Origin of the sequence: Pseudomonas sp. PNPG3 (assembly GCF_023093815.1) — a bacterium.
Taxonomy (GTDB): domain Bacteria; phylum Pseudomonadota; class Gammaproteobacteria; order Pseudomonadales; family Pseudomonadaceae; genus Aquipseudomonas; species Aquipseudomonas asiatica.
The window spans coordinates 1-23280 of the sequence record NZ_JALLKV010000005.1 but is presented as its reverse complement, the minus strand read 5'-3'; the positions used below and the strand labels follow the sequence as shown (position 1 = coordinate 23280).

The 23280-nt window shown below is 63.3% G+C and carries 16 protein-coding genes; 13 read left to right on the top strand and 3 right to left on the bottom strand.

The window, feature by feature from the left end; translation table 11 throughout:
* The first annotated feature begins 15 nt into the window (after window positions 1–15).
* Window positions 16–1440: a PhoPQ-activated protein PqaA family protein gene (locus tag MJ643_RS05495; RefSeq protein WP_044039913.1), complete on the top strand. Its 1425-nt coding sequence runs from the start codon at window positions 16–18 to the stop codon at window positions 1438–1440.
* A gap of 151 nt (window positions 1441–1591) precedes the next feature.
* On the opposite strand, the gene MJ643_RS05490 is transcribed toward MJ643_RS05495, so the two are convergent.
* Window positions 1592–1996: a YkgJ family cysteine cluster protein gene (locus MJ643_RS05490; protein ID WP_003259873.1), complete on the bottom strand. Its 405-nt coding sequence runs from the start codon at window positions 1994–1996 to the stop codon at window positions 1592–1594.
* Between the two features lie 184 nt (window positions 1997–2180).
* On the opposite strand from MJ643_RS05490, the gene MJ643_RS05485 reads away from it, so the two are divergent.
* From MJ643_RS05485 to MJ643_RS05465, 5 genes are all read left to right on the top strand, one after another.
* A complete protein-coding gene (locus MJ643_RS05485; protein WP_013974569.1) occupies window positions 2181–4631 on the top strand; it encodes a glycogen/starch/alpha-glucan phosphorylase in 2451 nt (816 codons plus the stop codon).
* Window positions 4632–4886: 255 nt separating this feature from the next.
* Window positions 4887–5897, top strand: a complete 1011-nt coding sequence (locus tag MJ643_RS05480) for a class 1 fructose-bisphosphatase (RefSeq protein ID WP_013974568.1) — start codon at window positions 4887–4889, stop codon at window positions 5895–5897.
* A gap of 3 nt (window positions 5898–5900) precedes the next feature.
* Window positions 5901–6497: a DUF924 family protein gene (locus MJ643_RS05475; RefSeq protein ID WP_013974567.1), complete on the top strand. Its 597-nt coding sequence runs from the start codon at window positions 5901–5903 to the stop codon at window positions 6495–6497.
* 225 nt (window positions 6498–6722) lie between these two features.
* Window positions 6723–6977, top strand: a complete 255-nt coding sequence (bamE, locus tag MJ643_RS05470; RefSeq protein ID WP_003249234.1) for an outer membrane protein assembly factor BamE — start codon at window positions 6723–6725, stop codon at window positions 6975–6977.
* On the top strand, window positions 6974–7546 hold the full coding sequence (locus tag MJ643_RS05465; protein WP_003259870.1) for a lipocalin family protein: 573 nt from the start codon (window positions 6974–6976) through the stop codon (window positions 7544–7546). The genes bamE and MJ643_RS05465 overlap by 4 nt, the downstream gene beginning before the upstream one ends.
* 169 nt (window positions 7547–7715) lie before the next feature.
* Here MJ643_RS05465 and MJ643_RS05460 read toward each other — a convergent pair whose 3' ends face one another.
* On the bottom strand, window positions 7716–9080 hold the full coding sequence (locus MJ643_RS05460; protein WP_013974564.1) for a formimidoylglutamate deiminase: 1365 nt from the start codon (window positions 9078–9080) through the stop codon (window positions 7716–7718).
* 145 nt (window positions 9081–9225) lie between these two features.
* Between MJ643_RS05460 and hutC the strand changes: the two genes are divergently transcribed.
* The 7 genes from hutC (at window position 9226) to hutG (ending at window position 17671) form a co-directional block, all read left to right on the top strand.
* The gene (gene hutC, locus MJ643_RS05455; protein ID WP_013974563.1) at window positions 9226–9936 is read left to right on the top strand and encodes a histidine utilization repressor; all 711 of its coding nucleotides are present in this window, start codon (window positions 9226–9228) and stop codon (window positions 9934–9936) included.
* Entirely contained in the window at window positions 9933–10505 is a 573-nt protein-coding gene (locus MJ643_RS05450; protein ID WP_013974562.1) for a HutD family protein, read from the top strand. Before hutC ends, MJ643_RS05450 begins: the two co-directional genes overlap by 4 nt.
* A gap of 255 nt (window positions 10506–10760) precedes the next feature.
* Window positions 10761–12434 carry a urocanate hydratase gene (hutU, locus tag MJ643_RS05445; protein WP_013974561.1) on the top strand — a complete coding sequence of 558 codons (1674 nt, stop codon included), beginning with the start codon at window positions 10761–10763 and terminating at the stop codon, window positions 12432–12434.
* A gap of 107 nt (window positions 12435–12541) precedes the next feature.
* On the top strand, window positions 12542–14074 hold the full coding sequence (hutH, locus tag MJ643_RS05440; protein WP_038410196.1) for a histidine ammonia-lyase: 1533 nt from the start codon (window positions 12542–12544) through the stop codon (window positions 14072–14074).
* 157 nt (window positions 14075–14231) lie between these two features.
* Window positions 14232–15635, top strand: a complete 1404-nt coding sequence (locus tag MJ643_RS05435) for an amino acid permease (protein ID WP_023663049.1) — start codon at window positions 14232–14234, stop codon at window positions 15633–15635.
* Window positions 15636–15651: 16 nt separating this feature from the next.
* Window positions 15652–16857 (top strand): imidazolonepropionase, encoded by a 1206-nt coding sequence (gene hutI / locus MJ643_RS05430; protein WP_013974558.1) that lies wholly within the window; start codon window positions 15652–15654, stop codon window positions 16855–16857.
* 10 nt (window positions 16858–16867) lie between these two features.
* Complete coding sequence (hutG, locus tag MJ643_RS05425; RefSeq protein WP_013974557.1) at window positions 16868–17671, top strand: N-formylglutamate deformylase; 804 nt, start codon at window positions 16868–16870, stop codon at window positions 17669–17671.
* A 59-nt stretch (window positions 17672–17730) separates the two neighbouring features.
* Here the strand turns inward: hutG and MJ643_RS05420 are convergent, their stop codons facing one another.
* Window positions 17731–23154: a DUF6543 domain-containing protein gene (locus MJ643_RS05420; RefSeq protein ID WP_023663056.1), complete on the bottom strand. Its 5424-nt coding sequence runs from the start codon at window positions 23152–23154 to the stop codon at window positions 17731–17733.
* Between the last annotated feature and the right edge of the window lie 126 nt (window positions 23155–23280).

The window sequence follows — 23280 nt, the reverse complement described above, 5'->3', positions numbered from 1 at the left end:
GCAGGAAGCATGCACATGAATTACCGTTTAGCGCTGGCCATCCCCTGCCTGATGGCTGGCTTGCAGGCTTGCACCCTGCAGGATTGTGCCAGCCTGCGTCCGCAGGATGTTGTCCAGTGCCATATTGGCAAGGTGCGTCAGGCACCCTTGGAAGCCGTATTGCTCGAGCAAGCCTCCGAGCCTGGGTATGCGTTCCGTCGCTTGCAGATGGTTTCGCAGGTTTGGGAGCCAGCGCCGGTGGTTGAGCCGCGCCGCTGGGAGCATGATGTCGAGCTGCATATCCCGCACAATGCCGTGCCCGGCAAAGCCTTGCTGGTGGTGAACAACGGTGTACGGTTCGGACCGGCGCAAACCCCGGACTATACCCGCGAGGCATTGCGCGAGGTCGCCCTCAAGGCGCGGATGGCCGTGGTCATGATCAGCGATGTGCCCAATCAGTATGTGACCTTCAACGATAACGAGAAGCCCTTGCGCGAGGATGACGCCGTGGCCCATACCTGGGCTCATGCGCTTCGCGGCGCCGCGCCGGAATTGCCACTGCACGTGCCGATGGCCGCGGCGGCAAGCCGGGCGATGGATCTGGCCGAGCAAGAGCTGGCAGGGCAAGGGCTCACGGTGGACCGCTTCATTATCACGGGTGCCTCCAAGCGCGGCTGGAGCGCATGGCTCACGGCATTGGCCGATGAGCGGGTGATGGCCATCGTGCCCAGTGTGATCGACGTCGCGGATACTTCGGACATGCTGGCCGGATTGCGCAAGCGTTATGGTGGTCACTGGCCCTTGGCGCTGGGTTCCTACCAGCAGGCTGGTGTCCTGCAGCAGCTGGGTACCCCGGCATTCGAGCGGCTGATGGCGATGATGGACCCGATGCAGTACCTGAACGAGAAAAGGCAGCGTCTGGCCATTCCCAAGTACCTGGTGTCCGCCAGTGGTGACGATTTCTTCGCCCCTGACCCGGTCACCGATTATCAGCAGCGCCTGCCGGGCCAGACCAGCCTCAGGGTATTGCCGAACTCTGACCATGGCGGGGTGCGTCAAGCGGTAGTCAGTACCTTGGTACCTGCAGTGACGCGCCTGCGCGATGGCACACCTTTGCCAAGCGTGCAGGTGTCGGCCAGCGGGTATGCCGGGCAGATGAGCGTCGACTTCTCTGAGCCGCCAGTGGCGGTGAAGGTGTGGACGGCGAGCAACAGCCAGGACCGCGACTTCCGTTTTGCCTGCGGGGTGCGCTACCAATCCGAGACGCTCGCTCCCATGCAGAGCTTCACCCTGCAGCGCACGCCGCCGGCGGTGGGATGGCAGGCGCAGTTCGTCGAAGCGAAGTTTGCTGATGGCTTTATCGCTACCAGCCCGGTCAGCGTGCTGCCGCAGACCTATCCCGAACATCCACCGGCGGAGCAGGGTGGTGCATGCAGGAGCTTTCCCTCTGGCGGAAAGTAGAAATCTGGCTTGGCACATAATTGGCCAGCAGTGGCCGCTTTGCGGCCCTTCGCGGGCTTGCCCGCTCCCACAGGTGTGTCGCTGAACCCATGATTTGCGCGACCCTTGTGGGAGCGGGCAAGCCCGCGAAGAGGCCCTTGAAGTCTAGCGATCAGCGCCCGACCACCTTGGGCTTGTATGCACAATACCCCGGCCGTGGCCCGACCTTGGGGTGGTTGCGGCAGGTATCCGGCCGCTTGTCATAAATGGTGCACAGCCGGCTTTTACGATCCAGATACAGGCAGTCATCATTGCTCATCCGGGTCAGGGTGAAGATCCCCGACTTCTGGTTGAAGCGTTCGATGATGCCGTCCTTCTGCAGGCGCTTGGCGATGTTCTTCGGCGGTTCGTCTTTCTCGAACTCGTCGACCACGCCGATACGGATCAGATCCTTGATCTTCACCTCCACCGGCAGGGTGCAGCAGGTCGAATGGCAGCCATGGCACATGTTGCTGGTGTAGCGCTGCCAGGTCTCCAGGCGGTCGACTTCGGCTGCGGCGATCAGGGTCGTTTTCATCTTTATGGGGTGTATCACGGTCTTGGGGCGCGCGATCATACCGGAATTGTTCAATTTATGAACAACCTTTTGCCGGAATCGCAAAGTGGGCATGAAAACTGCGAACGCTAACTGTCACTCCCTGTCGAAGGGTCTAGGCTCAACAGTCTCCCTCCGTTTTCGTCAACTTGCCCGAGGATGCCGCATGTCCCAGGAACCCAAAGCTCGTGACGCCGAGGTGGCCGAATTTCGCGCCGCTGTACTGGACAAGCTGACCTACGCGGTTGGCAAGGACCCAGAGCACGCCTTCGACCACGACTGGTTCGAGGCCATCGCCCTGGCCGCGCGCGATCACATGGTCGATCACTGGATGGACCACACCCGCCAGGCGTATCGCTGCAGCCAGAAGCGGGTCTATTACCTTTCTCTCGAATTCCTCATCGGCCGGCTGCTGTATGACAGCCTGAGCAACCTGGGCCTGCTCGACATTGCCCGCGACGCATTGGAAGGGCTGAACGTGGACCTGGAGCGCATTCGCCTGCTCGAGCCCGATGCTGCGCTGGGCAACGGTGGCCTGGGCCGCCTGGCGGCGTGCTTCATGGAGAGCATGTCGACCCTGGGCATCGCTGCTCACGGTTATGGCATCCGCTATGAGCACGGGCTGTTCCGTCAGGCCATGGTCGATGGCTGGCAGCAGGAGCAGACCGAGAACTGGCTCGACTTCGGCAACCCCTGGGAGTTCGAGCGCGCCGAGGTGATCTACCCCATCAGCTTTGGCGGCAGCGTCGAAACGGTGCACGACACCCACGGCCAGCAGCGTCAGGTGTGGTGGCCGGGCGAGACCGTGCGGGCGGTGGCCTACGATACCCCGGTGGTCGGTTGGCGCGGGGCCAGCGTCAATACCCTGCGCCTGTGGCGTGCGCGGGCGCTGGAAGAGCTGCACCTGGAACGCTTCAATGCCGGCGACCACCTGGGCGCGGTGGCCGAGGTGGCACGGGCCGAAAGCATTTCGCGGGTGCTGTACCCGGCCGACAGCACCGAGGCGGGCCAGGAACTGCGCCTGCGCCAGGAATACTTCTTCGTCTCGGCTTCGTTGCAGGACCTGCTGCGCCGCCATCTGAACATGCACGACAACCTGCTCAACCTGCCGGATGCGGCGGCCATCCAGCTCAACGACACCCACCCGTCGATCGCCGTGGCCGAGCTGATGCGCCTGCTGGTCGACCAGCATGAGATCCCTTGGGATACCGCCTGGGAGCTGACCGTCGGCACCCTGGCCTACACCAACCACACCTTGCTGCCCGAAGCCCTGGAAACCTGGCCCGTTGCGCTGATGGAACGCATGCTGCCGCGGCACATGCAGATCATCTACCTGATCAACGCCTACCACATCGACGCGCTGCGGGCGAAAGGCCTGCACGACTTCGACGTGTTGCGGGCTGTGTCGTTGATCGAGGAAGACAATGGCCGCCGGGTGCGCATGGGCAACCTGGCGTTCCTCGGCTCGCACAGCGTCAACGGTGTGTCGGCGCTGCACAGCAAACTGATGAAAAGCACGGTGTTCGCCGAGCTGCACAAGCTCTACCCGCAACGGATCAACAACAAGACCAACGGCATTACCTTCCGCCGCTGGCTGTACCAGTCCAACCCGCAGCTGACCGCGATGCTGATCGAGGCGCTGGGCCCTGAGCTGCTGGACGACCCCGAAGGACGCCTGGCCAATCTGGTACCGTTCGCCGACAAGAGCGGTTTCCGCAAGCAGTTCGCCGCGCAGCGCCTGCACAGCAAGCGTGCCCTGGCCAGCATCATCCAGGACCGCCTGGGCGTTACGGTGAACCCCGAGGCGTTGTTCGACGTGCAGGTCAAGCGCATCCACGAATACAAGCGCCAGTTGCTCAACCTGCTGCACACCGTGGCGTTGTACCAGGCCATGCGCAACGACCCCGGTACCGACTGGGTGCCGCGGGTGAAGATCTTCGCCGGCAAGGCCGCGGCCAGCTATCACCAGGCCAAGCTGATCATCAAGCTGGCCAACGACATCGCCCGGGTGGTGAACAACGACCCCACCGTGCGCGGCCTGCTGAAGGTGGTGTTCCTGCCCAACTACAACGTCAGTCTGGCTGAAAGCATCATCCCGGCGGCGGACCTTTCCGAGCAGATCTCCACCGCCGGTTACGAAGCGTCCGGCACCAGCAACATGAAGTTCGGCCTGAACGGCGCGTTGACCATCGGTACCCTGGATGGTGCCAATGTCGAGATGAGCGAGCAGGTGGGTACCGAAAACATGTTCATCTTCGGCCTTACTGCGCAGCAGGTGGAGGCCAGGCGGCGCGACGGTGACTTTGGCGCCAGTGCGGCGATTGCCGCGTCCAGCCGCCTGAACGACGTGTTGCAGGCTGTTCGCAGCGGGGTGTTCTCACCGGACGACCCGTCGCGCTACAGCGCGCTGATCGACGGGCTGGTAGCTCATGACCGTTTCCTGGTGTGTGCCGATTTCGATGCCTACTGGGATGCCCAGCGACGGGTCGAGGAGCTTTGGCACACGCCGCAGGAATGGTGGCGCATGGCGGTGCTGAATACCGCGCGGATGGGCTGGTTCTCCTCGGACCGGACCATTCGGGAATATGCCAGCGAGATCTGGAAGGCTTTGGATTGAGGTAAGCCTGTGCCGGCCTCTTCGTGGGCACGCCCGCTCCCCCAGGATTTGCACAACCTTGGAAATCTTGTGCAGTCCCTGTGGGAGCGGGCGTGCCCGCGAATGGGCCCACAACCAGACCACCGGCCTGGCGCGCGCTGAACTACCGACCTATTGTGCCGTCTGAGAGCCGTTGCGAGTCTCATCACTCGCTAGCCTGCAACTCTCCCTGTAAACTGCGGGGGTTTTTATCCCCCAATCCTTTCGGAGCCATACATGTCCCGCGTTACCCTGAGTCGCTATCTGATTGAGCAGACCCGCAGCAACAATACCCCTGCCGATCTGCGCTTCCTGATCGAAGTGGTGGCGCGTGCGTGCAAGGAAATCAGCCATCACGTGTCCAAAGGCGCCCTCGGTGGCGTGCTGGGCAGCATGGGCACTGAAAACGTGCAGGGCGAAGTCCAGAAGAAACTGGACGTGATTTCCAACGATATCCTGCTGGAAGCCAACGAGTGGGGCGGCCACCTGGCCGGCATGGCTTCCGAAGAAATGGACAACGCCTACCAGATCCCGGGCAAGTACCCGAAAGGCGCCTACCTGCTGGTATTCGACCCGCTGGACGGCTCGTCCAACATTGACGTCAACGTTTCGGTCGGCACCATCTTCTCGGTACTGCGTTGCCCTAACGAATACCTGAGCCAGAACGAAACCCTGAACGAAAAAGCCTTCCTGCAACCAGGCACCCAGCAGGTCGCCGCCGGTTACGCCATCTACGGCCCGCAGACCATGCTGATCCTGACCCTGGGCAACGGCGTCAAGGGCTTCACCCTGGACCGCGAACTGGGCAGCTTCGTCCTCACCCACGAAAACATCCGCGTGCCGGAAACTACCGCAGAATTCGCCATCAACATGTCCAACCAGCGCCACTGGGAAGCCCCGGTTCAGCGTTACGTGGGCGAACTGCTGGCAGGCGAGACCGGCCCGCTGAAGAAAAACTACAACATGCGCTGGATCGCCTCGATGGTGGCGGACGTACACCGCATCCTGACCCGTGGCGGCCTGTTCATGTACCCACGTGACGCTCGCGAACCGAGCAAGCCGGGCAAGCTGCGCCTGATGTACGAAGCCAACCCGATGTCCTTCATCATCGAACAGGCCGGCGGTGCCTCCACCAACGGTTACGATCGCATCCTCGACATCCAGCCAGAAAGCCTGCACCAGCGTGTGTCGGTAATCCTCGGCTCGAAGGAAGAGGTCGAGCGCGTCACCGCCTACCACAAGGAGTAAGTCATGCTCGCACCTTGGCAGCCGTTGCTGGAGTGGTGGTTCGGTTGGGGCACCAGTCCCCAGGCCGTGGCTGACGAGAAGAGCACGCTGTGGTTCGGCAAGCATCATGACGCCGACGCCCATGCGCTGTTTGGCGACCTGGTCGAGCATGCCCTGGCGGGTGGGCTCGACGAGTGGCAGCAAAGCCCGCAGGGCTGGCTGGGCCTGCTGATCCTGCTGGACCAGTTGCCGCGCATGATCTACCGCGACACGCCGCGTGCCTTCGAGGGCGACCGGCGTGCCCAGGTGGTGGCGATGCAGGGTTTGCAGAAGAACTGGGATTACCAACTGCTGCCGATACAGCGGGTGTTCGTGCTGCTGGTTCTGGAACATGCCGAAGTGCTGGACTGGCAGAACCTGTGCGTCGAGCGCTACCAGGTGCTGCTGGACGAGCAACCCGAAGCCAACCGCCGGTTGTTCGAAGGCTTCCTCGACTATGCCGAGCAGCACCAGCGGGTAATTGCCCGTTTCGGGCGCTTCCCGCACCGCAACCTGGTGCTGGAGCGGCCGAGTACCAGCGAAGAGATGGACTTTTTGCTGGAACCTGGGTCCAGGTTCTGAGGTTTCGTGGCCTGCTGCGCAGGCCGTCGCGACGCAAGGCCGCCTCCTGCACGGGGCGGCCTTTTTGTTTGTGCGGGGTAATGCTTTGTGATTAATCGCACAGTAGTGGCCATCCGACCAATGGCGTAGGGGTAGAGGAGGGGGAGCAGGGAACCTGGGAGGGTTTTTACCGTCGAAGGTCACTGCAGGCCACTCGCCTGTATCCCCTCTCCAGGAGTGTCCTTCATGTCGTTGCGTTCCCTCGCCCTGTTGTCGCTGTGCGTCGTCCTGACTGCCTGCAGCAAGATCAACCAGGAAAACTATTCCAAGATCAAGGCCGGTATGAACAAGGCCGAGGTCGAGCAGCTGCTCGGCACGCCGACCGAGTGCTCTGGCGCGCTGGGGATGAGCAGCTGCACCTGGGGGGACGAGAAGAGCTTCATCAGTGTGCAGTACGCGGCTGACAAGGTGCTCATGTATTCAGGGCAGGGTCTCAAATGAGGCGCGTGTATCTGCTGATGGGGGTATGCCTGGCGTTGCTGCTGGGCGGTTGTGCCGGCTCCGTGCACGACCCGCTGGCGCCGAAGACCGCGGGCAACATCGACCTCAAGCGCTACCAGGGCAAGTGGTACGAACTGGCGCGCCTGCCAATGCGCTACCAGACCGGCTGTGAGCAGTCCGAAGCGCACTACAACCTCAGACTCGATGGTAGCCTCGGCGTGCTCAACCGCTGCCGCACCATGGGTGACGAATGGCTGCGCGCCGAAGGGCATGCGAACATCCAGGAGCCAGGGCACACCGACAAATTGTGGGTCGAGTTCGACAACTGGTTCACCAAGCTGGTGCCAGGGGTGGCGAGGGGCGAGTACTGGATTCTGTATGTGGATGATCGCTATCGCACGGCGGTGGTCGGCAGCCCGGACCGCAAGCACTTGTGGCTGCTGTCGCGTACGCCGACGCTACCAGCCTGGGAGCGCGAGAACCTGATGTCCAAGGCCCGGCAGCAGGGTTATGACACCAGCCGGCTGATCTGGCGCGCGTCTGACCAGCAGATCGTCAAGATGCACTGAGGTTCAGAGTAGTTGTGGGTGTGGGCCTACCCGCAACCGCGATTTATGGCACCGGCTTCGCCGGTGTTCGCGGGTAAACCCGCTCCCACAGGTACTGCACAGTATCTGAGTTCAGCGCCTCACCTGTGGGAGCGGGTTTACCCGCGAATGCGATAGAACTGCCGGCAGATCAGCCCAAAAGCTGCCGCAGTACCTCGGCAAACGCCAGCGCGCTTTGCTCTTCCTGCGCATGCCGCCCCTGGCGCACCACCCACTGCCCATTCACCATCACATCCCGCACCTGCCGATCGCCGCCAGCAAACAGCCAGCGGTTGAGAATCGCATCCCCATCGGCCATGGCGATGTAAGGGTCCTGCCCATCGAGCACCAGCCAGTCGGCGCGCTTGCCCACGGCCAGTTCCCCGACCGCCTGCCCCAGCGCCTGCGCACCGCCCGCCAGGGCAGCGTCATACAGCGCTCGCCCGACCATCGGCTGGTCGCCGCGATACAGGCGGTTACGCCGCTGGTCGCGCAGCCGCTGGCCGTATTCCAGCCAGCGCAGTTCCTCCACAACGCTCAGCGACACATGGCTGTCCGAACCAATGCCCATGCGCCCACCCTGCGCCAGGTAGTCCACTGCCGGGAAAATCCCGTCGCCCAGGTTGGCCTCGGTGGTCAGGCAAAGCCCGGCTACCGCGCCGCTGCGGGCCATGGCGGTGACTTCATCCGGCTCTGCGTGGGTTGCGTGCACCAGGCACCAGCGCGGGTCCACATCTACATGCTCGTACAGCCACTGCAACGGGCGCAGGCCGCTCCAGGCCAGGCAGTCGTTGACTTCCTTCTGCTGCTCGGCGATATGGATATGCACCGGGCACTGTTTGTCGCTGGCTGCCAGCACTTCGGCGATCTGCCCGGGCGTCACCGCGCGCAGCGAATGGAAGCACAGACCCAGTTGCTGCGCGGGTTGCGCGGCCAGCAGCGGGGCCAGCTGCGCTTGTAGTTGCAGGTACTGTTCAGTGGAATTTATGAAGCGCCGTTGCCCGTCATTCGGGGCTTGGCCGCCGAAGCCTGCGTGGCTGTAAAGCACCGGCAGCAAGGTCAGGCCAATGCCGCTGTCGGCTGCAGCCGCGCTGATGCGGTGGGACAGTTCGGCCGGATCGGCGTAGGCCCTGCCGGCCTGGTCATGGTGCACGTAGTGGAACTCGGCGACCGAGGTATAGCCGGCCTTGAGCATTTCGATGTACAGCTGGCGGGCGATGACCTGCAGCTGCTCTGGACTGATCTGGCCGACCAGGCGATACATCAGGTCGCGCCAGGTCCAGAAACTGTCGTTGGGGTTGCCGGCGACTTCTGCCAGCCCTGCCATGGCGCGCTGGAAGGCATGCGAGTGCAGGTTGGGCATGCCGGGCAGCAGCGGGCCGGCCAGCCGCTCGGCGCCTTCGGCCGAGGCACCTGGTTCGATGCGGGCCACATGGCCATCACTGGTGACCTCGATGCGAACATGGCTGGCCCAGCCCGTGGGTAGCAGGGCGCGTTCGGCGAAGTAGGCGGACATCGGTGAAAATCCTGTTATTGTTAACTTGTATATACATATACAGGCGTTTGCCTGCCGGGTAAACTGCGGCAAGCTACCGCTCATTCCATTTGCACAAGGATCCAACGCCGTGCCGACACCTCCTGTCTCCGCGCTGGTTGCCCAGATGGGCGAGGGCCCGGCTCCGCTTTACGCCCGGGTCAAACAGATGATCATCCAGCAGATCGACAACGGCAGCTGGCCACCGCATCACCGGGTGCCCTCGGAGAGCGAACTGGTCAGCGAGCTGGGCTTCAGCCGCATGACCATCAACCGCGCCCTGCGCGAGCTCACCGCAGAAGGCCTGCTGGTGCGCATGCAAGGGGTCGGTACCTTCGTGGCCGAGCCCAAGGGACGTTCGGCGTTGTTCGAGGTCAACAACATCGCCGACGAAATTGCCGCGCGTGGCCACCAGCATAGCTGCCAGGTGATTACCCTCACCGAGGAAACGGCCGGTTCCGAGCGGGCCCTGGCCCTGGACATGCGCGAAGGCCAGCGAGTGTTCCACTCGCTGATCGTGCATTTCGAGAACGGCGTGCCGGTGCAGATCGAGGACCGCTACGTCAATGCGGCGATTGCCCCCGACTACCTCAAGCAGGACTTCACCCGGCAGACGCCATACGCCTACCTGTCGCAGGTGGCGCCGCTGACCGAGGGTGAGCACGTGGTAGAGGCAATCCTGGCCGAGCCGGAAGAATGCCGCCTGTTGCAGATCGAGCGGGGCGAGCCCTGCCTGCTGATCCGCCGTCGCACCTGGTCCGGCCGCCAGCCGGTGACCGCCGCGCGGCTGATCCACCCCGGTTCCCGTCACCGCCTGGAAGGACGTTTCAGTAAATGAGTCAGCTGCAGTTGTTGCGTGCGCAGGGCTACCCGCGCATGCCGTGGAAGAACGGTGGCGGTTTCACCGAAGAGATTACCCGCGACAGTGGCGAAGGCCTGGACGGCTTTGGCTGGCGCTTGTCGATTGCCGATATTGAGGAGTCCGGCGGGTTTTCCACCTTCGCCGGCTACCAGCGGATCATCACCGTGCTGCAGGGTGACGGCATGCGCCTGCTGGTCGACGGCCAGGCCAGCAGGCCGTTGCTGCCGTTCGATGCCTTCGCCTTCAGTGGCGAGAGTCAGGTCAGCTGCAAGCTGCTGGGCGGGGCGATCCGCGATTTCAACCTGATCTACGCACCGCAGCGCTACCGGGCGCGGTTGCAGTGGTTCGATGGCACCAGCCGCTTGTACAGTTCGGCGTCGACAGTGTTGCTGTTCGCTGCCAGCAGCCAGGTCGAGGTTGGCATTGCCGGGCGCGAGACGCAGCGGTTGGGGTTGTATGACTGCCTGCGGCTGGAGGGCAATGACCAGTTGCTGGGGTTGGATGTGCAGGGGCGGTTCTGCCTGATCGAACTCGTTTCACGTTGAGATAGCCGGGGGCTGCTGCGCAGCCCTTCGCGGGCTTGCCCGCTCCCACAGGTACAGCGCACGCCTTGAAGGCAGTGGAGCTCTCTGTGGGAGCGGGCAAGCCCGCGAAGGGCCGCGCAGCGGCCCCATTTCTTTTGCCGCTCAGCGGAAAAGTCCAATTATTTTGGTTGTCCATGCTTGTACATACAAGTAAAGGTGTGTTTGTATATCTACCACGACATACCCGCCCGCGGACGACCGCAGAGGACCTTTCCCGTGACCGACAACAACAAATACCGTGACGTTGAAATCCGTGCCCCACGTGGCAACAAGCTGACTGCCAAAAGCTGGCTGACCGAAGCGCCACTGCGCATGCTGATGAACAACCTCGATCCACAGGTCGCGGAAAACCCGAAAGAACTGGTGGTGTACGGCGGTATCGGCCGCGCTGCCCGTAACTGGGCGTGCTACGACAAGATCGTCGAGACCCTGACCCGCCTGGAAGACGACGAAACCCTGCTGGTGCAGTCGGGCAAGCCGGTCGGCGTGTTCAAGACCCACAGCAACGCCCCGCGCGTACTGATCGCCAACTCCAACCTGGTACCGCACTGGGCCAACTGGGAACACTTCAACGAACTGGACGCCAAGGGCCTGGCCATGTACGGCCAGATGACCGCCGGCAGCTGGATCTACATCGGCAGCCAGGGCATCGTCCAAGGCACCTACGAAACCTTCGTCGAAGCCGGCCGCCAGCATTACGGCGGCAGCCTGAAAGGCAAGTGGGTACTGACCGCCGGCCTGGGCGGCATGGGCGGTGCCCAGCCACTGGCCGCCACCCTGGCCGGTGCCTGCTCGCTGAACATCGAATGCCAGCAGAGCCGCATCGACTTCCGTCTGGAAACCCGCTACGTCGACGAGCAGGCCACTGACCTCGACGACGCCTTGGCACGCATTGCCAAGTACACCGCCGAAGGCAAGGCCATCTCCATCGCCCTGCACGGCAACGCTGCTGAAATCCTGCCAGAGCTGGTCAAGCGTGGCGTGCGCCCGGACATGGTCACCGACCAGACCAGCGCCCACGACCCGCTGAACGGTTACCTGCCAGCCGGCTGGACCTGGGAACAGTACCGCGACCGTGCGCAGACCGAGCCGGCTGCAGTGGTCAAGGCCGCCAAGCAGTCGATGGCCGTGCACGTGCAAGCCATGCTCGATTTCCAGAAGCAGGGTGTTCCGACCTTCGACTATGGCAACAACATCCGCCAGATGGCCAAGGAAGAAGGCGTGGCCAATGCCTTCGACTTCCCGGGCTTCGTGCCGGCCTACATCCGCCCGCTGTTCTGCCGTGGCATCGGCCCGTTCCGCTGGGCGGCGCTGTCCGGTGATGCCGAAGACATCTACAAGACCGACGCCAAGGTCAAGGAACTGATCCCCGACGACGCCCACCTGCACCGCTGGCTGGACATGGCCCGCGAGCGCATCAGCTTCCAGGGCCTGCCGGCACGTATCTGCTGGGTTGGCCTGGGCCTGCGCGCCAAGCTGGGCCTGGCGTTCAACGAAATGGTACGCAGCGGCGAGCTGTCGGCACCGATCGTGATCGGCCGTGACCACCTGGACTCCGGTTCGGTGTCCAGCCCCAACCGTGAAACCGAAGCCATGCGCGACGGTTCCGACGCTGTCTCCGACTGGCCGCTGCTCAACGCCCTGCTGAACACCGCCGGCGGTGCTACCTGGGTTTCGCTGCACCACGGTGGTGGCGTGGGCATGGGCTTCTCCCAGCACTCTGGCATGGTCATCGTCTGCGACGGTACCGACGAAGCCGCCGAGCGTATCGCTCGCGTGCTGACCAACGACCCAGGGACCGGTGTGATGCGTCATGCCGATGCCGGATACGACATCGCCATCGAGTGCGCCAAGGAGCAGGGCCTGGACCTGCCGATGATCACTGGCTGATCGCCACGCTTTGGATCGCACCCCACGAGGGGTGATACTGAACAACAAGAAGGAGCACGCAGGCACTCACAAACGGGCCTGCGGCTCCACGCGATTGGAGTAGTGAAGTGACCGAATTGACCCTCAAGCCCGGCACCCTGACCCTGGCCCAGCTGCGCGCCATCCATGCCGCGCCCGTGCGCCTGCAACTGGACGCCAGCGCCGCGCCGGCCATCGACGCCAGCGTTGCCTGCGTCGAGCAGATCATTGCCGAAGACCGTACCGCCTACGGCATCAACACCGGTTTCGGCCTGCTGGCCTCGACCCGCATCGCCAGCCACGACCTGGAAAACCTGCAGCGCTCGCTGGTGCTGTCCCACGCCGCCGGTGTCGGCGCGCCGCTGGATGACGCCCTGGTGCGGCTGATCATGGTGCTGAAGATCAACAGCCTCAGCCGTGGTTTCTCCGGCATCCGTCGCAAAGTCATCGACGCGCTGATTGCCCTGGTCAACGCCGAAGTCTATCCGCACATCCCGCTGAAGGGTTCGGTGGGCGCCTCCGGCGACCTCGCCCCGCTGGCGCACATGTCGCTGGTGCTGCTGGGTGAAGGCAAGGCCCGCTACAAGGGCCAGTGGCTGCCAGCCACCGAAGCCCTGGCCGTGGCCGGCCTCGAGCCGCTGACCCTGGCCGCCAAGGAGGGCCTGGCCCTGCTCAACGGCACCCAGGCGTCCACCGCCTATGCCCTGCGTGGCCTGTTCCAGGGTGAAGACCTGTACGCCGCTGCCATCGCCTGCGGCGGCCTGAGCGTCGAAGCCGCACTGGGCTCGCGCTCGCCGTTCGATGCGCGCATCCACGAAGTGCGTGGCCAGCGCGGCCAGATCGACACCGCTGCCTGCTTCCGTGACCTGCTGGGCGACTCCAGCGAAGTGTCGCTGTCGCACAAGAACTGCGACAAGGTTCAGGACCCGTACTCGCTGCGCTGCCAGCCGCAGGTCATGGGCGCCTGCCTGACCCAGCTGCGCCAGGCCGCCGAGGTACTGGGCATCGAAGCCAACGCCGTGTCGGACAACCCGCTGGTGTTCGCTGCCGAAGGTGACGTGATTTCCGGCGGTAACTTCCACGCCGAGCCGGTGGCCATGGCCGCCGACAACATCGCCCTGGCCATCGCTGAAATCGGTTCGCTCAGCGAGCGCCGTATCTCGCTGATGATGGACAAGCACATGTCCCAGCTGCCGCCGTTCCTGGTGGAAAACGGCGGGGTCAACTCGGGCTTCATGATCGCCCAGGTCACCGCTGCTGCCCTGGCCAGCGAGAACAAGGCCCTGTCGCATCCGCACAGCGTCGACAGCCTGCCGACCTCGGCCAACCAGGAAGACCACGTGTCGATGGCCCCGGCTGCCGGCAAGCGCCTGTGGGAAATGGCCGAAAACACCCGTGGCGTGCTGGCCATCGAATGGCTGGGCGCCTGCCAGGGCCTGGACCTGCGCAAGGGCCTGAAGACCTCGGCCAAGCTGGAGCAGGCGCGCCAGGCGCTGCGCAGCGAAGTGCCGCACTACGACCGTGACCGTTTCTTCGCGCCCGACATCGAAAAGGCCGTGGAACTGTTGGCCAAGGGTCGCCTGACCGGCCTGCTGCCGGCTGGTGTGCTGCCAAGCCTGTAATGCCCCCAGGGGCCGCTGTGCGGCTCATTGCCGGCAAGCCGGCTCCCACAGATGGAGATGCGACACACCATCTCTGTGGGGGCTGGCTTGCCGGCGATTGGGCTGCAAGGCAGCCCCCCTCGATCTCACGACCACAAAAACAATTTAAGGACGTGACATGCAACAAGCTCAAGGTCTAAAGCGCGGGCTAAGTGCCCGCCACATCCGTTTCATGGCCCTCGGTTCCGCCATCGGCACCGGGCTGTTCTACGGTTCCGCCTCGGCCATCCAGATGGCCGGCCCGGCTGTGCTGCTGGCCTACCTGATCGGCGGCGCCGCCGTGTTCATGGTCATGCGCGCCCTCGGCGAAATGGCTGTGCACAACCCGGTCGCCGGTTCGTTCGGCCACTACGCCAGCACCTACCTCGGCCCCATGGCCGGCTTCATCCTCGGCTGGACCTACGCCTTCGAGATGGTCATCGTCGCCATCGCCGACGTCACTGCCTTCGGTATCTACATGGGCTTCTGGTTCCCGGAAGTGGCCCGCTGGATCTGGGTGCTGGGCATCGTCTTCCTGATCGGCGGCCTCAACCTGTGCAACGTCAAGGTCTTTGGCGAAATGGAATTCTGGCTGTCGCTGCTCAAGGTCGGCGCCATCGTGGCGATGATCCTGGCCGGCCTCGGCATCATGGCCTTCGGCTTCAGCCAGGTAGGCACCGGGCAGGCCGTGGGTGTCAGCAACCTGTTCGACCACGGCGGCTTCATGCCCAATGGCGTGGGTGGCCTGATCGCCTCCTTTGCCGTGGTGATGTTCGCGTTCGGCGGTATCGAAATCATCGGCGTCACCGCCGGTGAGGCCAAGGACCCGCAGCGGGTCATCCCCAAGGCGATCAACGCCGTGCCGCTGCGCATCCTGCTGTTCTACGTGCTCACCCTGTTCGTGCTGATGTGCCTGTTCCCATGGCCGCAAATCGGCAGCCAGGGCAGCCCGTTCGTGCAGATCTTCAGTAACCTGGGCATCGGCTCTGCCGCCGCAGTGCTGAACATCGTGGTGATTTCCGCCGCGATCTCGGCCATCAACAGCGACATCTTCGGCGCCGGCCGCATGATGTACGGCCTGGCCCAGCAAGGCCACGCGCCGCGCGGCTTCAGCAAGCTGTCGAAGCACGGCGTGCCGTGGATGACCGTGGTGGTGATGGGTGCTGCGCTGCTGATCGGCGTGCTGCTCAACTACCTGATCCCGGAGAACGTGTTCCTGCTGATCGCCTCGATCGCTACCTTCGCCACCGTGTGGGTATGGCTGATGATCCTGCTCACCCAAGTGGCCATGCGCCGCAGCATGAGCCGTGAACAAGTGGCCCAGCTACAGTTCCCGGTACCGTTCTGGCCTTACGGCCCGGCCATGGCCATTGCGTTCATGGTGTTCATCTTTGGCGTGCTCGGTTACTTCCCGGATACCCAGGCGGCACTGCTCGTCGGCGTGGTCTGGGTGGTGTTCCTGGTGGCGTCCTACCTGCTGTGGTGCAAGCCGCGCGCAGGGCAGGGCAAACCGGTAGCGGAACCGGCCGAGCTGCACCGCTAAGTACAGGAGTCAATGTATGAGAACCGTCTGGCAGCACTGCCATGTGGCAACCATGGCCGAGGGCCGTTACTCGGCCATCGAGGACGCGGCCATCGTCACCAACGCCGGGCTGATCGAGTGGATCGGCCCACGCGTCGAGCTGGCGTCGGTCGATGCCGAGCGTACGGTGGACCTGGGCGGCGCCTGGGTCACCCCGGGGCTGATCGACTGCCACACCCACGCGGTGTTCGGTGGCAACCGCAGCGGTGAGTTCGAGCAGCGCCTGCAGGGTGTGAGCTATGCCGAAATCGCCGCACAGGGCGGTGGCATCGCCAGCACCGTGCGGGCCACCCGTGCGGCCAGCGAGGACGAGCTGTTCGCCAGTGCTCGCCAGCGGGTCCAGGCGTTGATGCGCGATGGCGTGACCACCATCGAGGTCAAGTCAGGCTACGGCCTGGACCTGGCCAACGAGCGCAAGATGCTGCGTGTGGCCCGGCGCCTGGCCGACGAGTTGCCTCTGGCGGTGCGCGCCACCTGCCTGGCAGCCCATGCCTTGCCGCCGGAATACGTCGGCCGGGCTGACGACTACATCGCGCACATCTGCGATGAAATGCTGCCGGCCCTGGCCGCCGAAGGCCTGGTGGACGCAGTGGATGCCTTCTGCGAACACCTGGCGTTCTCCCCGGCCCAGGTCGAGCGGCTGTTCATCAAGGCGCGCGAGCTGGGCCTGCCGGTCAAGCTGCACGCCGAACAGTTGTCGTCGCTGCACGGCTCCAGCCTGGCTGCGCGCTACCAGGCGCTTTCGGCTGACCATCTGGAATTCATGACCGAGGAAGACGCCATTGCCATGGCAAAAGCCGGCACGGTCGCCGTGCTGCTGCCGGGCGCGTTCTACTTCCTGCGCGAAACCCAGCTGCCGCCGATGGACGCCTTGCGCCGCCACGGCGTGAAGATTGCCCTGGCCAGCGACCTCAACCCCGGCACCTCGCCAGGGTTGTCGCTGCGGCTGATGCTGAACATGGGCTGCACCTGCTTCCGCATGACCCCGGAAGAAGCCCTGGCCGGTGTCACCGTGCACGCCGCCACTGCGTTGGGCCTGGGCGACAGCCACGGCTCGCTGGAAGTGGGCAAGGTCGCGGACTTCGTCGCCTGGCAGATCGAACGCCCCGCCGACCTGGCCTACTGGCTGGGCGGCGACCTGCCCAAGCGCGTGGTGCGCAAGGGCCACGAGATTTCCAACTGAGTGAGGCACGATGGACAAGGTACTGAGTTTTCACCAGGGGCGCCTGCCGCTGCTGATCAGCATGCCCCATGCCGGCCTGCAACTGTCGCCGGCGGTAAGAGACGGCCTGGTCGACCAGGCGCGCAGCCTGCCGGACACCGACTGGCATATTCCACGGCTGTATGACTTTGCCCGTGAAATGGGCGCCAGCGTGGTGGCGGCGGAGTATTCGCGCTTCGTCATCGACCTGAATCGGCCGGATGACGACAAGCCGTTGTACGCCGGTGCCACCACTGGCCTGTACCCGGCCACGCTGTTCGATGGCGAGCCATTGTTCAAGGACGGGCTGGTGCCGACAGGCGAGGAGCGCAAGCAGTATCTGGAGCAGATCTGGCGCCCCTACCACGACACGATTCGTCGCGAGCTGGCGCGGCTGCGCGAGCAGTTCGGCTACGCCCTGCTGTGGGACGCCCATTCGATCCGTTCGCTGATCCCGCACCTGTTCGACGGCAAGCTGCCGGACTTCAACCTGGGTACCTTCAACGGCGCCAGCTGCGACCCGGCCCTGGCCGAACGGCTGAAAGAGGTGTGCGCCCAGGCCCAAGGTTACAGCCACGTGCTCAATGGCCGCTTCAAGGGCGGGCATATCACCCGGCATTACGGCGATCCGGCCAACCACATCCATGCGGTGCAGCTGGAGCTGGCGCAGAGCACTTACATGGAAGAAGCCGAGCCGTTCGCTTACCGCGAAGACCTGGCACGGCCGACACAGGAGGTGTTGAAGCAGCTTCTGCAGGCAGTGCTGGACTGGGGCAAGGCGCATTACGGGCGGTGAAGTTCGCCAGTAAGAATGGCGACGCGATGCAGGTTGTTCGCGTCGCCAGTCACTACTGCTCAGTTGTTGTTGATCTGCTTGATGGTAAGTTCGCGCAGTAGCTCCTTCTCTTCCTGCTCCTTGTCATCTTGCAGGCCTTGCTGCAAGTTCAACTCGTCCTGAAGCGAGTGGTCCTTGCTTGCCAGCTCAAGCACCCGCAGGCGGAAACGTGCTTCTATTTCGGCGAAGCGGTCGGCAAATTCGGCTCGCAGACGCGTGGTCCAATCCGTATTCGCCAGCATGTATCCGACCAGTGCATCGCTCAGTTCACTTTTCCGAACCTTTTCCAGCACACTGGATAGCTCGTCCCGCGCCAGGTTCGCAGCACCTCGAAAACGCATGCTATCGGCGATCGGCAGGTCCAGTTCCCTGGCCAGTTCCCGGCGGTAGGCCAGACGTACCGAGACCAGGTCACCCGGGCCAGTCCGTTGGTTGGCCAGCAGCTCCAGCTGTTCGATCCGGAAAAGCTGCAATAGCCGACGACGCAGTGCTTGCAGGGAATCGCCGGCGTCGACCAACAGGCGTTGGCTCATCAGGTACAGTTCAATATTGTTGAACTCCTGCAGCGCTCCGTCATGGCAGGTCTGCGAGCCGGTTACCGGGTCTGGCAATGCCGCTGCGGCGATGCTCTCCATGATCGGGCGTTCGGTTTCGTTGCTTGCAGCCACCACCAGCATCAAGCGCACCCGTTCGCAGAAGGTGGCTTGCGTATTTGGGTCAAGGTATGGGGCGGCATTGTGCAAACGGCCCACCAGACGCAACAGATCACTACCTTCGAGCCGCTCCCAGCAGTCCTGCAATGCGGCATTCTGTGCTTCGCTACCCAGCATCCAGTCCTTCAGCCTGGGCGTATCATCGCCCAGCAGTGGGAAGTGAAGGTGGTCGAGAGATCCTTCGCTGGAAGTATCGAAGAACATCAGGTCGTCGGGGATATCCAGGGCAAAGGAATAGCTGTGCTGGCTGTCCGAGAAGCTGCGTACCCGCAGGATGGTTTCAGGAGGCAGCGGGTTGTCGAACAAGGCGATCGACGAGATTGGCATGGGATTGTTCAGGTTCGTCAGGATGTGCTCGGGCAACTGGGTGATGTTGTTCGAGCTCAGGTCCAGAAGTTCCAATGGCAGCAAACTGTCACACCAGCTGGGCCAGGCTTGGAGGTTCATGTTGGTCAATGCGAGTGACTGCAGGTTGCTGGCCAGCGATGCGGGCACATGGTCGATGTTGCCTGCACGGTTGCCCGACAGGTCCAGCGAGGTCAGGTTTCGCAGCCCTGCGAAAATGTCCATCATGGCCTGGTCGACCTCCAGCCCCATGTTGCGAAACTCCAGGTAGGTGAGTTGGGGAAGGCGAGCCAGGGCAGATGCCAGCGAGGGCATGGCGGCCTGGTGTGCATCGATGGTCAACCGGCTGATGTTAGGGAACCGGCTGAGTAGTTCGTCGAGCTGCGAGGCGCTGCCCCGCAACCGCGTCAGGCTGAGCGCGTGTACGCGGGCGCCGAAGAACGCTGGAAGCCGCCTGGGGAAATGCTCGATGGCCACGTCCTCGAGTTGCAGGCGCAGGTATGACTGGCCCTGCTCCTGTTGTTCCCAGAATTGATCGATCGCTGACGCGATACGTTGCCTGTCCGTCAGTGCGGCCTGGGTCAATGGGTTGCTCGAACTGGATGCCTGGGCCCAGCCATCGATCGCATCGCGCATCTGCCGTCGCTCATCGCGAATGCGTGCGAGTTGTTCGGACATTGCCTCTGGCTGGTCCGTGGTGATGCCCGAGGTGTCGACGCGCTCGTTCAGCAACAATCGCTGCAGGTGAGATTCATTGATGCTGTTGCCTTCCAGCGAGATCACCGGTGGGGTGGTCAGCATGTCCGCTTCATGAAGCAGGAACGAGGGCAAAGACCTGAGATTGTTGTGGCGCAACGACAGGTGGGCAATGCGCGCCAGGGCGTCGCTGCCAATCCCGATCGGCCATTGGGCCAGCTGCATCTGGTCCAGGCCCAGGTAGTCCAGGGTCAACTCATGGAAACTTGGCCTGTTGCTCTGCGCCAGCCGGTTACCACTCAGGTCCAGGTATCTCAATTGGCGAAGCCCTGACAGCAGGTTCAGGTCGCTTTCGGAGAGCGCCATGTTCTGGTTGGTGAGCACCAGTCGTTGCAAGCCTGGCAGGCACTCGGTGATGGTGGGCACGCTGAACAGGAAGGGCGAGGGCGTTGCCCTGGGGTCAAACGGACGGCTGATTTCCAGCGACTCGATCTGCGGCATCTGCCTGAGCAGGCGTTGCAGCAGGCGCTCGTTTTGCGCCCAGCCCGCCAAGGACCCTGACGGTAAGTCGATCAGGCTCAGGCTGCGCACGCGTGCGTTGAAAAAAGCGGGCAAGGTGAGGGGCACATCGGCAAGGGGGACGCGGGCGATACGCAGTTCCGTGGTGGGCCCGGTGCTCTCGTCCAGCGCAGTGTCGTACCAGTGTTGCATGATCGAGTCACGCAGGCTGTCGTAGTCCTGTGCTGCTTGGTCGCTTGCCGGCGAAATGGCTTCACTCCAATCGTCCAGGCTGCTTTGCAGCTCGTTGCGCTGCTCCAGTAGTGTCTGCAAATGTTCGAATATCTGCAGTTGCGTACGGCCGCGGCTGGCAAGTGCCTGCAGAACCTGAGCCGCCGAGCGGCCGGTGCGTTCGGCGAGCCCTGTGGCTTCGATAGCTTCGAACAGCTGCTGGCGGGTGATGCCATGGGTGGCCGGGCCGCCGCCACTGAGTGGGTAGCCCAGGCGGCCATCAGCCAGGCGCATGGGAGAACGGTAGCCTGGGCGTACGGGCTGCATGCCCAGCAGCACCCTCAAGGCCGGGCGAGGCAGCAACGGGCTTTCCTGTACAAGGCGCTGCAGCGCTTGCTGATCGGCGACGTCCATGCTTGCCATGGCCGCTGGCAGTGCCTCGTACAATGCAGCGTAAAGGCTTGAATACACCTTGACCGCCGCGCTGGGCAGGCTTTCGTCGTGGACGATGTACCCTGCCTGGGCATGGGTGATGGTCTTGAATGGGCGGGTGTCCAGTGTGCCTATGGCATGATCCTGGGTCGGCCAGGACATGCGCTGGAGCAGCCGGAGCCTGGTCTGTGCAGGCCAGCCTGGCAAGCGTTCGAGCGTATGCACGATCAACAGGTCGCTATCCCAGTTCGGCACGCTGGACAGGTACAGCCCTTCGCAGGCGCGGGCAAGGCGAATTTGTTGCTGGTAGATGCGGGCCTCTTCGGCAAGGCGCAGTGGTACCTTGCCGTTGTCGAGTATCTGCAGTTCGTTGGCACTGGCCTCGCGCGCCAGCTCATTGGCGACTGCTGACGGCAATTTCGGATACGCCCTCTGGATGGCCTCGGCGCCCGGCGCCAGGTCGCGCGAAAGGCCGGCGTAGGCCCTGGCAAACTCAGCGGGCCGAGTGCTCTCGTCCGCCAGCTGGCGGACCGTTTCGTCCAGCTTGAAACGTTGCAGGGTGTCTTCCAGCAAGGCCGGCAGCCGCTGGCTTTCGGCCAGGGCGCGGCGCAGCTCGTCTTCGTGTACGCCGCTGACGGCGATAATCCGTTGCAGCGTCGGCTCGTCGAAGTGCCCACTCAAGTGGCCGATGCGGCGCAGGAGTGTCATGCCCGACCAACTCAGTGGCTTATCGGTAACGTGCAACCATGCTCCGGCACCGTTGTGCCGCACTGGCGGCTGGTAACGGCGAGGACTTGCAGGGTGTTGCAAACGATATTCGCCAGTCGTTGGCGTTTGGCTGACGATGTACTGATTGCCCTGCAGTACCAGCCAGCGTTTGCCTTGGTGATGCCGTAGGCCCAGTTCGTCCGGTACCAGGTCATGGGGCAGCGTCTCGTGACTCCGGTAGGGCGTGAGGTCGGGTTTCCACAACCGCGTCTGACCATCGGATGTTTCCACGTCTTCCAGTTCTTCGATGAATGAAGGCGTTTCTACCGGAATACGGGTTATCCCTGGCTCCTCATCCTCTGGCTCTTCAATCTCCGGCCCTTCCAGCGACGTGCCGGTTTCGCTGCCGTGCAAGCCTCTCAAAGCTTTGGCTGCTGCGCTGAGGGCGGCCATGATGGCCACGTTTTCGATCACATCGACCAGATAGCCATAGGCAGTATCACGTTCGTCGTTTTCCCAGGCGTCGATCCCTTCATACACCTCATGGGCCAGCTGGGCCAGGCAAACAGCAAGCATTGCCTCGCCAAGCCCTGGCACGAAGAAGCCGGCGATGTTCAAGGCCGTGAGCACACGGCCGGCAATCAGCTCTCGGTGGGCTTGGGCGGTGCGCCGATCGACGATTTCGGTTGGCGTGGCGTGGAACAGCACATCCTTCTCATGACGCTGGGTCTTCTGGAACGTCATCACGCCCTGGAAGGCGTGGCTGAAAGGCTTTTTGACCGGATACAGGGTGGCGTGCGGATCCGGAACACGCTCATGCAGGCCGCGGGCACTCCAGGCCAGGGGCATTAGCCGATCCTTCAGACGGGTGGTTATCGGCGCCTTGTCGCGGTCGGCGAGGTGCCTGTCCAGGTAGCCGATATCGGCCTGGAGCCTGTCGCGCAACTCTTCGTTCATGGCTTCCTGGCTGGCGAATTCCTTGAGGGGCGTGGTGCTGTCTTCGGGGATGTACAGCGCCACTGCGTGATGCTCTTCAGCTTGCAGGGTGATGAGCACAACGCCGGTCAGCTCGGCTTCCCACAAGTCGAGCAGGCTGAACGTCACCGGCGAAGAGGGCGATGGCGCCTGGTCAAGTGGCGTGGCAAGAGCGGCGGAATATAGCGCCTCGCTGATATCCCCCTTGAGGCGGGCGAAATGCAGTGATTGCCGGAATGCCGATACCTCTGCACGCCCCAGTGTTTCATAAACGGCCAGTGCGGCTTCATCCGCGCCGAGTGGCGGCGTGGCCGCTGGATAGTAGATGGCATGTACCTGTTGATGGTATTTGCCGCCGATATCCAGCGTACGACACAAGTCGGCGAAATCTTCGGCGGCGATATCCAGTGCATTGTTGATCGGCACGGTGCCCATGAAGCGCCGGTGATCGACTATGACCGACCTCTTGAGCAGGGAGGCGGGCGCGTCCATGCCATGTTCGGCAGCGGCATCCTGGTCGAAGTTGTGCAAGGCGCAGTGCAGCAGCGAGCGTGTAGCCCGGTCGACGGCCTGGCGGCTGTCGATGGCATTGGTCGTTTCGATCTGGCGGGCATCGACGAGGTAGGTGTTGCGCACGTCCAGGTCAAGCCTGAATCGCTGCTTGATGGCTTCGGTGAGTGTCTTGGTGGCGTACGCTTCCAGGGTTGGAAGCTTTTCGAACAGCTTGTGCACCTGCACCTGGTGCTCGCGGTGACGTGCGTGCTCTTCCTGCCATGCCTTGGCGACTTCCGGTTGTTGCTGGATTGCCGTCGACAGCCAGGCAGGGGCTTGATGCCAGTTGCGCATCGCGCTCTGGGTTTCTGGCGGAGCCTGCTTGAGCCAGGTGGGGATTCTGCGCTCGATGGTGGCGTAATGAACACTAGGGAAATCCTGAAAAAGACTTCCTGATTTGGCAAAATCCCCGGACACCAA

Coding starts and splice junctions, on each gene's coding strand:
- MJ643_RS05450 (WP_013974562.1), top strand. CDS start 9,933: ATGAGTCAGCTGCAGTTGTTGCGTGCGCAGGGCTACCCGCGCATGCCG.
- hutI (WP_013974558.1), top strand. CDS start 15,652: ATGAGAACCGTCTGGCAGCACTGCCATGTGGCAACCATGGCCGAGGGC.
- MJ643_RS05495 (WP_044039913.1), top strand. CDS start 16: ATGAATTACCGTTTAGCGCTGGCCATCCCCTGCCTGATGGCTGGCTTG.
- MJ643_RS05490 (WP_003259873.1), bottom strand. CDS start 1,996: ATGAAAACGACCCTGATCGCCGCAGCCGAAGTCGACCGCCTGGAGACC.
- MJ643_RS05435 (WP_023663049.1), top strand. CDS start 14,232: ATGCAACAAGCTCAAGGTCTAAAGCGCGGGCTAAGTGCCCGCCACATC.
- MJ643_RS05485 (WP_013974569.1), top strand. CDS start 2,181: ATGTCCCAGGAACCCAAAGCTCGTGACGCCGAGGTGGCCGAATTTCGC.
- bamE (WP_003249234.1), top strand. CDS start 6,723: ATGTCGTTGCGTTCCCTCGCCCTGTTGTCGCTGTGCGTCGTCCTGACT.
- MJ643_RS05460 (WP_013974564.1), bottom strand. CDS start 9,080: ATGTCCGCCTACTTCGCCGAACGCGCCCTGCTACCCACGGGCTGGGCC.
- hutG (WP_013974557.1), top strand. CDS start 16,868: ATGGACAAGGTACTGAGTTTTCACCAGGGGCGCCTGCCGCTGCTGATC.
- hutC (WP_013974563.1), top strand. CDS start 9,226: ATGGGCGAGGGCCCGGCTCCGCTTTACGCCCGGGTCAAACAGATGATC.
- MJ643_RS05480 (WP_013974568.1), top strand. CDS start 4,887: ATGTCCCGCGTTACCCTGAGTCGCTATCTGATTGAGCAGACCCGCAGC.
- MJ643_RS05475 (WP_013974567.1), top strand. CDS start 5,901: ATGCTCGCACCTTGGCAGCCGTTGCTGGAGTGGTGGTTCGGTTGGGGC.
- MJ643_RS05420 (WP_023663056.1), bottom strand. CDS start 23,154: ATGCGCAACTGGCATCAAGCCCCTGCCTGGCTGTCGACGGCAATCCAG.
- MJ643_RS05465 (WP_003259870.1), top strand. CDS start 6,974: ATGAGGCGCGTGTATCTGCTGATGGGGGTATGCCTGGCGTTGCTGCTG.